The 13,561-nt window shown below is 69.2% G+C and carries 16 protein-coding genes; 4 read left to right on the top strand and 12 right to left on the bottom strand.

Annotated features, from left to right (window positions below; translation table 11 throughout):
- Positions 1–114 precede the first annotated feature (114 nt).
- The 3 genes from coaA (at position 115) to ACFWM7_RS26480 (ending at position 2,293) form a co-directional block, all read left to right on the top strand.
- Complete coding sequence (coaA, locus tag ACFWM7_RS26490) at positions 115–1,110, top strand: type I pantothenate kinase (RefSeq protein WP_383264852.1); 996 nt, start codon at positions 115–117, stop codon at positions 1,108–1,110.
- A 26-nt stretch (positions 1,111–1,136) separates the two neighbouring features.
- Positions 1,137–2,102 carry a DUF389 domain-containing protein gene (locus ACFWM7_RS26485; protein ID WP_383264850.1) on the top strand — a complete coding sequence of 322 codons (966 nt, stop codon included), beginning with the start codon at positions 1,137–1,139 and terminating at the stop codon, positions 2,100–2,102.
- A gap of 62 nt (positions 2,103–2,164) precedes the next feature.
- Entirely contained in the window at positions 2,165–2,293 is a 129-nt protein-coding gene (locus tag ACFWM7_RS26480) for a hypothetical protein (protein WP_383264847.1), read from the top strand.
- Positions 2,294–2,409: 116 nt separating this feature from the next.
- On the opposite strand, the gene glmM is transcribed toward ACFWM7_RS26480, so the two are convergent.
- The 4 genes from glmM to ACFWM7_RS26460 all read right to left on the bottom strand — a co-directional run bounded on the left by glmM (position 2,410) and on the right by ACFWM7_RS26460 (position 7,156).
- Positions 2,410–3,768: a phosphoglucosamine mutase gene (glmM, locus tag ACFWM7_RS26475; protein WP_383264845.1), complete on the bottom strand. Its 1,359-nt coding sequence runs from the start codon at positions 3,766–3,768 to the stop codon at positions 2,410–2,412.
- A 327-nt stretch (positions 3,769–4,095) separates the two neighbouring features.
- Positions 4,096–4,623, bottom strand: a complete 528-nt coding sequence (gene rpsI, locus ACFWM7_RS26470) for a 30S ribosomal protein S9 (RefSeq protein WP_010058767.1) — start codon at positions 4,621–4,623, stop codon at positions 4,096–4,098.
- Positions 4,624–4,667: 44 nt separating this feature from the next.
- Complete coding sequence (rplM, locus tag ACFWM7_RS26465) at positions 4,668–5,111, bottom strand: 50S ribosomal protein L13 (protein ID WP_018960214.1); 444 nt, start codon at positions 5,109–5,111, stop codon at positions 4,668–4,670.
- A 425-nt stretch (positions 5,112–5,536) separates the two neighbouring features.
- Positions 5,537–7,156 carry an ABC-F family ATP-binding cassette domain-containing protein gene (locus ACFWM7_RS26460; protein WP_383264841.1) on the bottom strand — a complete coding sequence of 540 codons (1,620 nt, stop codon included), beginning with the start codon at positions 7,154–7,156 and terminating at the stop codon, positions 5,537–5,539.
- Between the two features lie 67 nt (positions 7,157–7,223).
- Here ACFWM7_RS26460 and ACFWM7_RS26455 point away from each other — a divergent pair, with 67 nt between their 5' ends.
- Positions 7,224–8,075 carry a hypothetical protein gene (locus tag ACFWM7_RS26455; protein WP_383264838.1) on the top strand — a complete coding sequence of 284 codons (852 nt, stop codon included), beginning with the start codon at positions 7,224–7,226 and terminating at the stop codon, positions 8,073–8,075.
- Positions 8,076–8,097: 22 nt separating this feature from the next.
- On the opposite strand, the gene truA is transcribed toward ACFWM7_RS26455, so the two are convergent.
- The 8 genes from truA to map all read right to left on the bottom strand — a co-directional run bounded on the left by truA (position 8,098) and on the right by map (position 13,431).
- The gene (gene truA, locus ACFWM7_RS26450) at positions 8,098–8,952 is read right to left on the bottom strand and encodes a tRNA pseudouridine(38-40) synthase TruA (RefSeq protein WP_383264835.1); all 855 of its coding nucleotides are present in this window, start codon (positions 8,950–8,952) and stop codon (positions 8,098–8,100) included.
- An 89-nt stretch (positions 8,953–9,041) separates the two neighbouring features.
- Positions 9,042–9,569, bottom strand: a complete 528-nt coding sequence (rplQ, locus tag ACFWM7_RS26445) for a 50S ribosomal protein L17 (protein ID WP_383264832.1) — start codon at positions 9,567–9,569, stop codon at positions 9,042–9,044.
- A gap of 176 nt (positions 9,570–9,745) precedes the next feature.
- Entirely contained in the window at positions 9,746–10,768 is a 1,023-nt protein-coding gene (locus ACFWM7_RS26440) for a DNA-directed RNA polymerase subunit alpha (RefSeq protein WP_003966937.1), read from the bottom strand.
- Positions 10,769–10,905: 137 nt separating this feature from the next.
- On the bottom strand, positions 10,906–11,310 hold the full coding sequence (rpsK, locus tag ACFWM7_RS26435; protein ID WP_003956432.1) for a 30S ribosomal protein S11: 405 nt from the start codon (positions 11,308–11,310) through the stop codon (positions 10,906–10,908).
- 105 nt (positions 11,311–11,415) lie between these two features.
- Complete coding sequence (gene rpsM / locus ACFWM7_RS26430) at positions 11,416–11,796, bottom strand: 30S ribosomal protein S13 (protein ID WP_003966938.1); 381 nt, start codon at positions 11,794–11,796, stop codon at positions 11,416–11,418.
- Between the two features lie 194 nt (positions 11,797–11,990).
- Positions 11,991–12,104: a 50S ribosomal protein L36 gene (rpmJ, locus tag ACFWM7_RS26425; RefSeq protein ID WP_003956441.1), complete on the bottom strand. Its 114-nt coding sequence runs from the start codon at positions 12,102–12,104 to the stop codon at positions 11,991–11,993.
- Positions 12,105–12,163: 59 nt separating this feature from the next.
- Positions 12,164–12,385, bottom strand: a complete 222-nt coding sequence (gene infA / locus ACFWM7_RS26420; protein WP_003956442.1) for a translation initiation factor IF-1 — start codon at positions 12,383–12,385, stop codon at positions 12,164–12,166.
- 209 nt (positions 12,386–12,594) lie between these two features.
- On the bottom strand, positions 12,595–13,431 hold the full coding sequence (gene map / locus ACFWM7_RS26415) for a type I methionyl aminopeptidase (RefSeq protein WP_383264829.1): 837 nt from the start codon (positions 13,429–13,431) through the stop codon (positions 12,595–12,597).
- Positions 13,432–13,561: the final 130 nt, after the last annotated feature.

The following is a 13,561-nucleotide window of genomic DNA, read 5'->3' as shown; positions in this document are numbered from 1 at the left end:
GTGTCCGGCACAGGGGAGCGGACACCGGGCCCACGTCCGTCGTACGGACACGGGTGGACACCCACGTGACCGACCCCACCCCCCACTCCGTCAAAACTCCCGCAACAATGAAGGGTGATCACTTCGCCCGCACGGAGCCCCCACCGTCGCACCGAGCATGCGCCGACCCCGTACGTCGACCTCTCGCGCGACGAGTGGAGCGCCCTGCGGGACAAGACGCCGCTGCCGCTGACCGCCGACGAGGTGGAGCGGCTGCGGGGGCTCGGGGACGTCATCGACCTGGACGAGGTGCGGGACGTCTATCTGCCGCTGTCCCGGCTGCTCAACCTCTACGTCCAGGCCACCTCCGGGCTGCGCGGCGCGCTGAACACCTTCCTCGGGGACGCCGGGAACGGGCACGGGGCGCAGCGCGGCACCCCGTTCGTCATAGGGGTCGCGGGCAGTGTCGCCGTCGGCAAGTCCACCAGTGCCCGTATCCTCCAGGCGCTGCTGGCCCGCTGGCCCGAGCATCCGCGCGTCGAGCTGGTGACCACGGACGGGTTCCTGCTGCCGATGAAGGAGCTGCGGGCGCGCGGGCTGACGTCCCGCAAGGGGTTCCCGGAGTCCTACGACCGACGCGCCCTGACCCGGTTCGTCGCGGACATCAAGGCGGGCAAGGACGAGGTGACCGCGCCGGTCTACTCGCACCTGATCTACGACATCGTCCCCGGCGAGCGGCTCACCGTGCGCCGCCCCGACATCCTCATCGTCGAGGGCCTCAACGTCCTCCAGCCCGCCCTGCCCGGCAGCGACGGCCGCACAAGGGTCGGGCTCGCCGACTACTTCGACTTCAGCGTGTACGTGGACGCGCGCGCCGAGGACATCGAGACCTGGTACCTGAACCGCTTCCGCAAGCTGCGCGCCACGGCGTTCCAGGACCCGTCCTCGTACTTCCGCAAGTACACCCAGGTCTCCGAGGAGGAGGCGCTGGACTACGCGCGCTCCATGTGGCGGACCATCAACAAGCCGAACCTGCTGGAGAACGTGGCTCCGACGCGCGGCCGTGCCACCCTGGTGCTCCGCAAGGGTCCGGACCACAAGGTCCAGAAGCTGTCCCTGCGCAAGCTCTGACCCATCGGCCCGGGAGGGCGTACCGCGTGCTGCACCTGCGTCTGATCGTGCCGGCCGAGACCACGGATGAGGTCGTCGCCCTGCTGGGGTCCACCGTCGGCACCGCCCACCTCGTGGTCCTGCCGGGCGCGGCCCGCTCCCCTGCCGGGGACGTGGTGATGTGCGACGTGGCGCGGGAGGCCGGTGACGAGCTGATCCGTGATCTGCGGGGCCTCGGCCTGGAGAAGTCCGGGTCGATCACCATGGAGAACATGGAGCTGACCCTGTCCGACCACGCGGACCGGGCCGAGCACGAGGCCCCGGGCGACAGCGCGGACGCGGTGCTGTGGGAGGAGCTGACGGAGGCGACGCACGAGGAGTCGACGTTCTCCGTCACCTACGTCTCCTTCCTCGCCCTCGCCACCATGCTCGCCGCCTGCGGGGTGATGCTCGACAACGCGGTGCTGATCGTGGGCGCGATGGCGGTGGGCCCGGAGTTCGGCCCGCTGGCCGGGATCTCCACGGCTCTGGTGCAGCGCGCGCCCCGTCTGGTGGCGCGCTCGCTGTGGGCGCTGGTCGGCGGCTTCGCGGTGGCGATGATCGTCACTGCGGGTTTCGCCTGGGCGATGGACGCCTTCGGCCTCTTCACCAGCGGGATGATCGACAAGCCCCGGCCGAACACCGGGTTCATCTGGCACCCGGACTGGATGTCGTTCGTCGTGGCGTTCCTCGCGGGCGTCGCCGGGACGCTCTCGCTCACCTCCGCGAAGTCCGGCGCGCTGATCGGGGTGGCGATCTCGGTGACGACCGTTCCAGCCGCCGCCAACGCGGCGATCGCGTTCAGCTACTCGGACTACCAGCAGACCGTCGGCTCCGGACAGCAGCTGCTCGCCAACCTCGGCGGGATCATCCTCGCGGGCACGCTCACGCTGTTGCTCCAGAAGGGCCTGTGGAAGATCACGCACGCGCGAAAGCCCCCGGCGAGCACGCCAGGGGCTGCCGTACGGGGGTGACCCGCCGGGCTGCCCGTACGGCAGCCGCTGCGAACCGGTCGAGGGCGGTGTAGAGAGGAGGCTTGTCGCAGCGCCGCGAAGACCCCGGCTCCCGGTGGGCGCTGGTCGCCATCCCGATCGCGTGGATCGTCTGCCTCGACGACGACGCCGCCATGATCGTCGTAGAACGCCCGGCCTCGCCCCGGGCGTGACCTCCCAGCCGCTCCGCCGCCGCCCCACCCACCACGCTCAAGCCGAAAAGCCCCGAAGATCCGAAACCCCCCGGCGAGGACGCCGGGGGGTTTCTCGTACGCGGGTGGATCGCGACTCAGCCCAGCGCGGACTTCACCACATCGGCCAGCCGGCCCGCGACGGCGCGCGCCTGCTCGATGTCGGCGGCCTCGACCATGACCCGCACCAGCGGCTCCGTACCCGACTGGCGCAGCAGTACGCGCCCGCTCTCGCCGAGTTCGTGCTCCGCCTCGACGACCGCCGCGGCCAGCTCGGCCGAGGTGTTCACCCGGGTCTTGTCGACGTCGGGGACGTTGATGAGGACCTGGGGCAGGCGCTGCATGACCCCGGCCAGCTCGGTGAGGCTGCGGCCGGTGGCGGCGACGCGGGCCGCCAGCATCAGGCCGGTCAGCGTGCCGTCGCCGGTCGTGGCGTGGTCCAGGACGATGACGTGCCCGGACTGCTCGCCGCCCAGCGCGAAGCCCTCGGCCTTCATCGACTCCAGGACGTACCGGTCGCCGACCGCCGTCTGGACGAGCCGGATGCCCTCGCGCTCCATGGCCAGCTTGAAACCGAGGTTCGACATGACGGTGCCGACGACGGTGCCCTTGCGCAGCTGACCGGCGTCCCGCATCGCGAGGGCCAGGACGGCGAGGATCTGGTCGCCGTCGACCTCCGCGCCCGTCGCGTCCACGGCGAGGCAGCGGTCGGCGTCGCCGTCGTGCGCGATGCCGAGGTCGGCGCCGTGCTCGACGACGGCGGCGCGCAGCAGCTCCAGGTCGGTGGAGCCGCAGCCGTCGTTGATGTTCAGGCCGTCCGGGTCCGCGCCGATGGTGACGACCTGGGCGCCGGCCCGCGCGAACGCGGCGGGCGAGACCCGGGAGGCGGCACCGTGCGCCTCGTCCAGGACGACCTTGAGCCCGTCGAGCCGGTTGGGCAGGACGCCGATGAGGTGGGCGACGTAACGGTCGAAGCCCTCCGCGTACTCGGTGACCCGGCCCACGCCCGCGCCGGTCGGACGGCTCCACGGCTCACCGGTGCGGTGCTGCTCGTAGATCGCCTCGATCCGGTCCTCCAGCTCGTCGGCGAGCTTGTGGCCGCCGCGCGCGAAGAACTTGATGCCGTTGTCGGGCATCGCGTTGTGGCTGGCGGAGAGCATCACGCCGATGTCCGCGCCGAGCGCGCCGGTCAGGTGCGCCACGGCGGGCGTCGGCAGCACGCCGACGCGCAGCACGTCCACACCGGCGCTGGCCAGGCCCGCCACGACGGCGGCCTCCAGGAACTCTCCGGAGGCCCGCGGATCACGTCCGACCACGGCGGTCGGGCGATGGCCCTCGAAGGTGCCCGCCTCGGCGAGTACGTGCGCCGCCGCGACCGAGAGGCCGAGCGCGAGCTCGGCCGTCAGATCGGCGTTGGCGACACCCCGTACCCCGTCCGTACCGAAGAGTCGTCCCACTGGTGTCCTCCGAAGTGCTCCGAAACCACAAACCACTACTGCACTACTGCACTGCATGCACTGCACTGCGCTGCACGACGCAGCGAACGAACTGAGCAACCAAACAACGAAAGCGACGAAAAAACGCAAAAAGGCGCGTCGGACGGCATGGCGCAGGCGACCGGCCTGCGAGACGCGCCGAGATGCACGACGGCGTCCACCGGGCCGCGATCCCGTCCGGGCCGATGAACGTCTTATGCCGTTATACGCCCGCGAGCGCCGATAAACGAACGCCCCGGCAGCACGGAGTGTGCCGCCGGGGCGAACGTACAGTCGAGCAGGCGATATTTAGCGCTTGCTGTACTGCGGGGCCTTACGGGCCTTCTTGAGACCGGCCTTCTTGCGCTCGACCGCACGGTCGTCGCGGGAGAGGAAGCCGGCCTTCTTCAGCGTGGCGCGGTTGTTGTCCACGTCCGCCTCGTTCAGCGCGCGGGCCACGCCGAGGCGCAGGGCGCCGGCCTGACCGGAGACGCCGCCACCCGAGATGCGGGCGATGACGTCGTAGCGGCCGTCGAGCTCGAGCACCTTGAAGGGCTCGTTGACTTCCTGCTGGTGCACCTTGTTGGGGAAGTAGTCCTCAAGGGTGCGACCGTTGATCTTCCACTTGCCGGTGCCCGGAACGATCCGGACACGGGCGATGGCGTTCTTGCGACGGCCAAGGCCGGCGGCGGGCTGCGGGTCACCGAAGCGGCCCGCGAGGGACTCGCTGGTGTACTCGCCCTCGACGGGAACCTCGGACTCGAAGGTGGTCACCTCGGCGAAGGTCTCCTCGCCCTCGGTGCCCTCGACGGGGTTCTCAACAGTGGTCTCGGCCACGATTCTCCTCAGATCTTTCTGTACGTCTTAGGGGGTGGCCGGAACTACTGCGCGACCTGGGTGATCTCGAACGGGACCGGCTGCTGAGCAGCGTGCGGGTGCTGGTCGCCCGCGTAGACCTTGAGCTTCGAGAGCATCTGACGGCCCAGGGTGTTCTTGGGGATCATGCCCTTGATCGCCTTCTCGACGGCCTTCTCGGGGTTCTTCGAGAGGAGCTCGTCGTAGCGCACCGAACGGAGACCGCCCGGGAAGCCCGAGTGGCGGTACGCCATCTTCTGGGTCTTCTTGTTGCCGGACAGGTGCACCTTGTCGGCGTTGATGATGATGACGAAGTCGCCCATGTCCATGTGGGGGGCGTAGATCGCCTTGTGCTTGCCTCGGAGGAGGTTCGCAGCCGTGGTGGCCAGACGACCCAGGACGATGTCCTGAGCGTCAATGATGTGCCACTGGCGAGTGACATCGCCGGGCTTGGGGCTGTACGTACGCACTTCGTAGCCTTCGCTTCTTAGTGGATGAGGTCCAGACAACACATGGCACCCCTGAAGCGATCATGCAGCTGGGGCTCACACTGCCGGGACGCTGCCCGTATGCGAGCCACTGGTAACTGCTCCAGAGAACCTACGTAAGGGCCCTGAGCGCCAGAACGGCGCAGCCGATACGCATAACAAACCAGAAGCCTACCGGGCACCCCCCACACGGGTCAAAACGCCCTTGGCCGCCGTCGGCTTGCCCCGCCGGACACCACGCCCCATCCCCTGCCTCACGCATCCGGCCCCGCCGCACCCATTCAGCCCCGCCGGCGTTTGAGGCGATCTTTCCAGCCCCGCCGGCGCTTGAGGCGATCTTTCCAGCCCCGCCGGCGTTTGAGGCGCGAGGGCCCGGGGGCAGCGCCCCCGCAACGGCGCCGCACGGCTCACCGCTCCCGCTGCACCCTCCGCTCATCCCACACCGGCTCCGCCGTCTCCCGCACCACCCCGTCCGACCCGAACACCAGATACCGGTCGAAGGACTTCGCGAACCACCGGTCGTGCGTCACGGCCATCACCGTCCCGTCGTACACCTCAAGCCCGTCCTGCAACGCCTCCGCCGACTCCAGGTCCAGGTTGTCCGTCGGCTCGTCCAGCAGCAGCGCGGTCGTCCCCGCCAGCTCCAGCAGCAGGATCTGGAACCGCGCCTGCTGCCCGCCCGAGAGCCGCTCGAACGCCTGGTCCCCCTGCCGCTCCAGCTCGTACCGCCGCAGCACCGACATCGCCCCGCCCCGGTCCTTCGCGTGCTCGGACCAGAGGATCTCCACCAGCGTCTTGCCGAGCAGCTCCGGATGCGCGTGCGTCTGGGCGAAGTGACCCGGCACGACCCGGGCCCCGAGCTTCCACTCCCCCCTGTGCGCCACCGGCTCCCCCGCCAGCAGCCGCAGGAAGTGCGACTTGCCCGACCCGTTGGAGCCGAGGACCGCGACACGCTCCCCGTAGAAGATCTCCAGGTCGAACGGTTTCATCAGCCCGGTCAGCTCCAGGCCCTTGCAGGTGACCGCCCGCACCCCGGTCCGCCCGCCGCGCAGCCGCATCTTGATGTCCTGCTCGCGCGGCGGCTCCGGCGGCGGCCCGGCCTCCTCGAACTTCTTGAAGCGCGTCTGCATCGCGTGGTAGCGGTTCGCCATGTCGGGGCTGTTCGCCGCCTGCTGCCGCATCCGCAGGACGAGCGCCTTCAGCCGGGCGTGCTCCTCCTGCCAGCGCCGCAACAGCTCCTCGAAGCGCGCGAACCGCTCCTTGCGGGCGTCGTGGTACGTGGCGAAGCCGCCACCGTGCACCCACACATCGCTGCCCGCCGGACTCGGCTCGACGCTGACGATCTTCTCGGCGGCCCGGGACAGCAGCTCCCGGTCGTGGGAGACGAAGAGGACCGTCTTACGGGTCTCCTTCAGCTTCTCCTCCAGCCACCGCTTGCCCGGCACGTCCAGATAGTTGTCCGGCTCGTCGAGCAGCAGCACCTCGTCGGGCCCGCGCAGCAGCGCCTCCAGGACCAGCCGCTTCTGCTCACCGCCACTGAGCGTGCGCACCTCGCGCCACTGCGCCTTGTCGTACGGGACACCCAGCGCGGCCATCGTGCACATGTCCCAGACCGTCTCGGCCTCGTACCCGCGCGCTTCCGCCCAGTCGCTCAGGGCCTGCGCGTACGCCATCTGCGCGGCCTCGTCGTCGACGGTGAGAATGCGCTCCTCGGCCGCGTCGACGGCCTTCGCGGCCTCCCTGATCCGGGGCTGGGCCACGGACACCAGCAGGTCCCGCACCGTCCGCTCGTCCCGCACCGAGCCCACGAACTGCGGCATCACGCCGAGCCCGCCGCTCACCGACACCGTGCCGCCGTGCGGCTGCAGCTCCCCCGCCAGCAGCCGGAGCAGCGTCGTCTTGCCCGCCCCGTTCGCCCCGACGAGCGCGACGACGGCCCCGTCGGCCACCCGGAACGAGGCATCGCCGAGCAGCACCCGCCCGTCCGGCAGGTAGTACTCCAGGTGGCCCGCTTCAAGATGTCCCATACAGAGCATTGTCACGGTCCGCGAACTCCTGGCCCAACCGGTTTACCTCACCCCCTAAACTGCGCGCATGAGCTTTGGGCAAGGGGGGGCCTCCTGGGGGCCCGGGGGCGACGGGACACCGGACTGGGCGGCGCTGGCGGATCAGTCCGCCGCGCGCGCCCGACGGAAGAGACTGCTGATGATCGGCGGCGGCGCACTGGCCACCGTGGCGATCGGCGCGATCGTGACCACGGCAGTGGTCACATCGAACGGCGGCGGCACCGGCAAGGCCGACAAGAACGCGAGCCAACTGCCCGCCCCCGCCGACCTCCCCGAGGACACCTCCGCGCCGGCGCCGTCCTTCTCCTCGGTCGCACCGCCGCCCCCGCCGGACCCCAAGGAGTACATATCCAGCGCCGACAAGGACAAGGCGCCGGTCACCGTCGACGGGTTCTTCCCCGGCAAGAAGCTCACCATGGGCGACCGCGTCCACCTCAAGGGCGCGACGAGCAACTCCGCGAAGTGCGCGACGGGCACCCAGGGCGCCCTCGGCTCGATCCTCACGAACAACGGCTGCACGCAGCTCATCCGGGCCACCTACCGCAAGGACGGGGTGGCCTTCACGGTCGGCGTCGCCGTCTTCGCGACCGAGGCCCGCGCGAAGAAGACCGTCGACCAGTCCTCGGGCGGCCTCGCCTCGCTCAGCGGCGGCGGCGTCGACACCTTCTGCCGGGGCGGCACGGTCTGCCTGCGCACCACCAACTCCTACGGCCGTTACGCCTACTTCACCGTCGGCGGCTTCCTGAACGGCAAGCGGGTCACCACCGCCGACAAGGACGTCTACGCGGTCAACAAGGACCTGACGAACTTCACGTTCGGCCAGATCCACCGCCGCGGCCAGCTCCAGGCCTCCCAGGCCGCCGCCGACCCCAACGGCTGACCCGGCGCCCGGGGGTCGGCGATCAGCAGCAGCCCGCCCCCGGCAACGTCCGTACGTTCCGGGCCTCTTCGGCCCGCGCCGCCAGCAAGTCGTCCGCCGGGTAGGCCACTTCCTCCAGCGTCAGCCCGTGCGGGCGCACCACATGCACCCCCGGGTCGCGCACCTGCGCGGCCAGCACCTCGGCGGGCCAGGAGGCCGGCCGCCGCCCGTCGCCGACGAACAGCGCCGCCCCGATCAGCGCCCGCACCATGTTGTGGCAGAACGCGTCCGCCTGCACGGTCGCGGTGAGGACCCCGGACGCCGGATCCCGTACCCAACTCAGCTTCTGGAGCGTACGGATGGTCGTCGCGCCCTCACGCTTCTTGCAGTAGGCCGCGAAATCGTGCTCCCCCACCATCAGCGCGGCCGCCTCGTTCATCGCGTCCATGTCCAACGGCCGGTCGTGCCACAGCACATGCCCCCGGGTCAGCGGATCGACCCCACCGGGCCGGTCGCCGACGCGGTACGCGTACCGTCGCCACAGCGCGGAGAACCGGGCGTTGAACCCGGCCGGAGCGGGGGCCGCACGCCAGATCCGTACATCCAGCGGCAACCGGCCCGCCAGCCGCCGCAGCAGCTTCTCCTCGTGCTCCGCCCACACCGCCTCCGGCAGATCCACATGGGCGACCTGGCCCCGCGCGTGCACCCCGGCGTCCGTGCGGCCCGCCACCGTCAGGTCGTACGTCACCGCCGAGCGGGTCACCGTCCGCAGCGCGTCCTCGATCTCGCCCTGCACCGTGCGCCGGCTGGTCTGCTTCGCCCAGCCGGAGAAGTCCTTGCCGTCGTAGGACAGGTCCAGTCGTACCCGTACGAACCCGGGCTCGGCCTCGTCACTCACCGCGTCTCCCTCTCCACACCCTGGTCAGCGAAACGGGCCCGCACCGCCCCGAAGGGTGATGCGGGCCCGTCCCGTGGTCGCTAGAACGCTCAGGCGTCCTTGCCCTTTTCGTCAGCCGCTTCCGCGGCGGGCGCGTCGTCGGCCGGCTTGGCGTCCTCGACGGACTCGGCCGCGGGGGCCTCGTCCTTCTTGAGGGCGTCTTCCTTGACCGCACGCTTCGTGGCGGCCTCGGCCTCACCGGTGGCCTGCTGGGCCACGGTCAGCGCCTCGACCAGCTCGATGACCGCCATCGGGGCGTTGTCGCCACGACGGTTGCCGATCTTGGTGATACGGGTGTAACCGCCGGGGCGGTTCTCGTACCGGGGAGCGATCTCGGTGAAGAGCGTGTGGACGACGCTCTTGTCCGTGATCGTCTGGAGCACCAGGCGACGGTTGTGGATGTCGCCCTTCTTCGCCTTGGTGACGAGACGCTCGGCGACGGGGCGCAGGCGGCGGGCCTTGGCCTCGGTCGTCGTGATGCGGCCGTGCTCGAACAGCGACTTCGCCAGGTTGGCGAGGAGCAGACGCTCGTGCGCGGCGCTGCCGCCCAGACGGGCACCCTTGGCGGGACGCGGCATGGTGATTCTCCTTGTGTGCTGCACCGGCCGTATCAGGTACCGGTGTCAGTTCCCGCGAAGCGGTCGCCTCACGGAAGTCATAGCTGCCGGACATCAAGCCCGTCCGGCGATTGAGGACAAAGCCTCTGCCCCGGCCCGGGGCACCCTCACATCAGGGCGCCCCAGCCGGGAGGCGATCAGTACTGCTCGGTCTCCACGAAACCCGCGTCCGCATCGTCGTCGGCGCCAAAGGCGTCCGCCGCGGCGGTCGGGTCGAAGCCGGGAGGCGAGTCCTTGAGCGCGAGGCCCATACCGGCCAGCTTCGCCTTGACCTCGTCGATCGACTTCGCACCGAAGTTGCGGATGTCGAGCAGGTCCGCCTCGGAGCGGGCCACGAGCTCACCCACGGAGTGGATGCCCTCGCGCTTGAGGCAGTTGTACGAACGGACCGTGAGCTCCAGCTCCTCGATCGGCAGAGCCAGATCGGCGGCGAGAGCGGCGTCCGTCGGGGACGGGCCCATGTCGATGCCCTCGGCGTCGATGTTGAGCTCGCGCGCCAGACCGAACAGCTCGACCAGGGTCTTACCGGCCGACGCCATGGCGTCACGGGGACGCATGGCCTGCTTGGTCTCGACGTCGACGATCAGCTTGTCGAAGTCGGTGCGCTGCTCGACACGGGTCGCCTCGACCTTGTACGTGACCTTGAGCACCGGCGAGTAGATGGAGTCGACCGGGATACGGCCGATCTCCTGCCCGACCTGCTTGTTCTGGACGGCGGAGACGTAGCCGCGACCGCGCTCGACGGTCAGCTCCATCTCCAGCTTGCCCTTGCCGTTGAGCGTGGCGAGAACGAGGTCGGGGTTGTGCACCTCGACACCGGCCGGGGGCGCGATGTCGGCGGCGGTGACCAGACCCGGGCCCTGCTTGCGCAGGTACATCACGACCGGCTCGTCGTGCTCCGAGGAGACGACCAGCTGCTTGATGTTGAGGATGAGGTCGGTGACGTCCTCCTTGACGCCCGGCACGGTGGTGAACTCGTGCAGGACACCGTCGATCCGGATGCTGGTGACAGCGGCACCGGGGATCGAGGAGAGGAGCGTACGGCGGAGGGAGTTGCCGAGGGTGTAACCGAAACCCGGCTCCAGCGGCTCGATCACGAACCGGGAGCGGAACTCGTCGACGACCTCTTCGGTCAGCGACGGACGCTGAGCGATAAGCATGCGGTGATCCTTCAGTCGTGGGCACCCACTATTTGATGCCCGACAGTGAAACAAGGGTACGGGCGGTACGCCCCGAATGAGGCGTACCGCCCGGACCTGAACGCTACTGACGCACGGCCGTCACCGGCCGTGACGGGTCAGACGCGGCGACGCTTCGGCGGACGGCAGCCGTTGTGCGGCGTCGGGGTGACGTCCTGGATCGAACCGACCTCCAGGCCGGTGGCCTGGAGCGAACGGATCGCGGTCTCACGGCCGGAGCCCGGACCCTTGACGAAGACGTCGACCTTGCGCATGCCGTGCTCCTGCGCGCGGCGGGCGGCCGACTCGGCGGCCATCTGCGCGGCGAAGGGGGTGGACTTGCGCGAGCCCTTGAAGCCGACGTGGCCGGCGGAGGCCCAGGAGATCACGTTGCCCGAGGGGTCCGTGATCGAGACGATGGTGTTGTTGAACGTGCTCTTGATGTGCGCGTGGCCGTGAGCGACGTTCTTCTTTTCCTTGCGACGCACCTTCTTGGCTGCGCCCTGACGACCCTTGGGGGGCATGTCTTGACTCCAGATGGAGAGGGGAGGTGATCGGTCCTACAGCGAAGACCGCTGGTTGCTGCGGGTTCCGGAGACACCGGAGGTCCGCAGTGCGTCCGCTGAGGACTACTTCTTGCCCGGCTTCTTCTTACCGGCGATGGCGCGACGCGGGCCCTTGCGGGTACGCGCGTTCGTGCTGGTGCGCTGACCGTGGACGGGCAGGCCACGACGGTGGCGGATGCCCTGGTAGCAGCCGATCTCGACCTTGCGGCGGATGTTCGCCTGAACCTCACGACGGAGGTCACCCTCGGTGCGGAGGTTGGCGTCCACGTGCTCGCGGATCTTGACGAGGTCTTCCTCGGCCAGGTCGCGAACGCGGGTGTTCGGGTTCACGCCGGTGGAGGCCAGGATCTCCTTGGACCGGGTGCGCCCGATACCGAAGACGTAGGTGAGGGCAACCTCCACGCGCTTTTCGCGCGGGATGTCAACACCTGAAACGCGTGCCATTCAATGGCTCCAGTTGTTATTTCGGGGGTCTTCCGCAGGGCCACTCCCGACCGCCGACCGCTCACGAGGAGCAGTGGTACGCCCGGGTCTCCGGCCCCCGCCGGAGGTGTCGTCAGCCGTGGCTTGGACGGGCTCTGCGTATGTACGTATTACGTGCGTCGCGCGAAGAACTGCGAGATGCAGGCGGTCGTGCGTCAGCCCTGGCGCTGCTTGTGGCGCAGGTTGTCGCAGATGACCATGACCCGACCGTGACGGCGGATCACCTTGCACTTGTCGCAGATCTTCTTGACGCTCGGCTTGACCTTCATGGGATGTCAGGTTCTCCGGGTCAGTGCCATCACCCGCCGAAACGGGGTGCCGGCAAGATCTACTTGTAGCGGTAGACGATCCGGCCACGCGTCAGGTCGTACGGAGAGAGCTCCACCACGACCCGGTCATCCGGGAGGATACGGATGTAGTGCATCCGCATCTTGCCGCTGATGTGCGCCAGGACCTTGTGACCGTTCTGGAGCTCCACCTTGAACATTGCGTTCGGGAGGGACTCGATCACGGTGCCCTCAATCTCGATGGCACCTTGCTTCTTGGCCACGCTTCGCCTTTCGAATCGGCTACCTTGATCGGCTCCCGCCATCCCGTGCCTGCCATGCGATTGCATGTGGACACACGGATGCACCAGAGCCGACGAGTCAGTCTACGTCAGCGGACCCCAAAAGACGAATCCGTCAAGTTTGCCCACTCCCGGTGATCCTTAGACCTGCCGGAAGGGTTGCGTCGGGATACCTCGGCCCAGGGGCCGGGTCAGCCCAGAGGGTCGGGCGCCGCCTCGATCCCGTACTCCGCGAGCTTCGCCTTGCCGCAGTCCGGCGAGGTCAGCACCAGCGGCCCCTGCTCGGTCAGCGCGATGGAGTGCTCCCAGTGCGAGGACCAGGTGCCGTCCGTCGTGATGACCGTCCAGTCGTCGGCCAGCGTCTCCGTGCGCGCCGTCCCGAGCGAGACCATGGGCTCGATCGCCAGGCAGACGCCGGGGACCAGCTTGATCCCCTTGCCGCGCTTGCGGGAGACGTAGTTCAGCAGGTGCGGGTCCATGTGCATCTCGGTGCCGATGCCGTGGCCGCCGAAGTCCTCGATGATCCCGTACTTCCCGGTCGCCGGACGCGGCTGGCGGCGGATGTAGGTCTCGATCGCCCGGGAGACGTCGACGAGGCGGTTGTTCACCTTCATCGCGGCGATCCCGGCCCACATCGACTCCTCGGTCACCCGGGACAGCTCGACCAGCTCCGGAGCATGACCGGTGCCCACGAAGGCGGTGTAGGCCGCGTCACCGTGCCAGCCGTCCACGATCGCGCCGGCGTCGATCGAGATGATGTCGCCGTCCTTGAGGACCGTCTTCTCGTCCGGGATGCCGTGGACGACGACCTCGTTGACCGAGGTGCAGATGGTCGCGGGGAACCCGCCGTACCCGAGGAAGTTCGACTTCGCGCCTTGGTCGGCGATCACCTTGCGGGCGACCTGGTCCAGGTCGTGCGTGGTGGCCCCGGGAACGGCCGCCTCACGGGTGGCGGCGTGAATGGCAGCGACCACCAGGCCCGCCTCGCGCATCTTCGCGATCTGCTCGGGGGTCTTGATCTGCACCATTGCTCGGCGCCTCTCTGCATCGACGGTGACGGGTACGGCTCGGCGTTCTCAACGATACGGGGCAAGCAGTCGGCCGCGGCTGTCTCTTATACACATCTCGGTGAACTTGAGGATCCCCTCGGCGCCGTGC

This window comes from Streptomyces sp. NPDC058375 (assembly GCF_042723425.1).
GTDB lineage: Bacteria > Actinomycetota > Actinomycetes > Streptomycetales > Streptomycetaceae > Streptomyces > Streptomyces durocortorensis.
This window is presented reverse-complemented; position numbering and strand designations above follow the sequence as displayed.

Excerpts from the sequence above, each read along its gene's own strand:
- rpsK (WP_003956432.1), bottom strand. The coding sequence starts at position 11,310 with ATGCCCCCCAAGGGTCGTCAGGGCGCAGCCAAGAAGGTGCGTCGCAAG.
- ACFWM7_RS26455 (WP_383264838.1), top strand. The coding sequence starts at position 7,224 with ATGAGCTTTGGGCAAGGGGGGGCCTCCTGGGGGCCCGGGGGCGACGGG.
- ACFWM7_RS26460 (WP_383264841.1), bottom strand. The coding sequence starts at position 7,156 with ATGGGACATCTTGAAGCGGGCCACCTGGAGTACTACCTGCCGGACGGG.
- rpmJ (WP_003956441.1), bottom strand. The coding sequence starts at position 12,104 with ATGAAGGTCAAGCCGAGCGTCAAGAAGATCTGCGACAAGTGCAAGGTG.
- rpsM (WP_003966938.1), bottom strand. The coding sequence starts at position 11,796 with ATGGCACGCGTTTCAGGTGTTGACATCCCGCGCGAAAAGCGCGTGGAG.
- map (WP_383264829.1), bottom strand. The coding sequence starts at position 13,431 with ATGGTGCAGATCAAGACCCCCGAGCAGATCGCGAAGATGCGCGAGGCG.
- rplQ (WP_383264832.1), bottom strand. The coding sequence starts at position 9,569 with ATGCCGCGTCCCGCCAAGGGTGCCCGTCTGGGCGGCAGCGCCGCGCAC.
- ACFWM7_RS26440 (WP_003966937.1), bottom strand. The coding sequence starts at position 10,768 with ATGCTTATCGCTCAGCGTCCGTCGCTGACCGAAGAGGTCGTCGACGAG.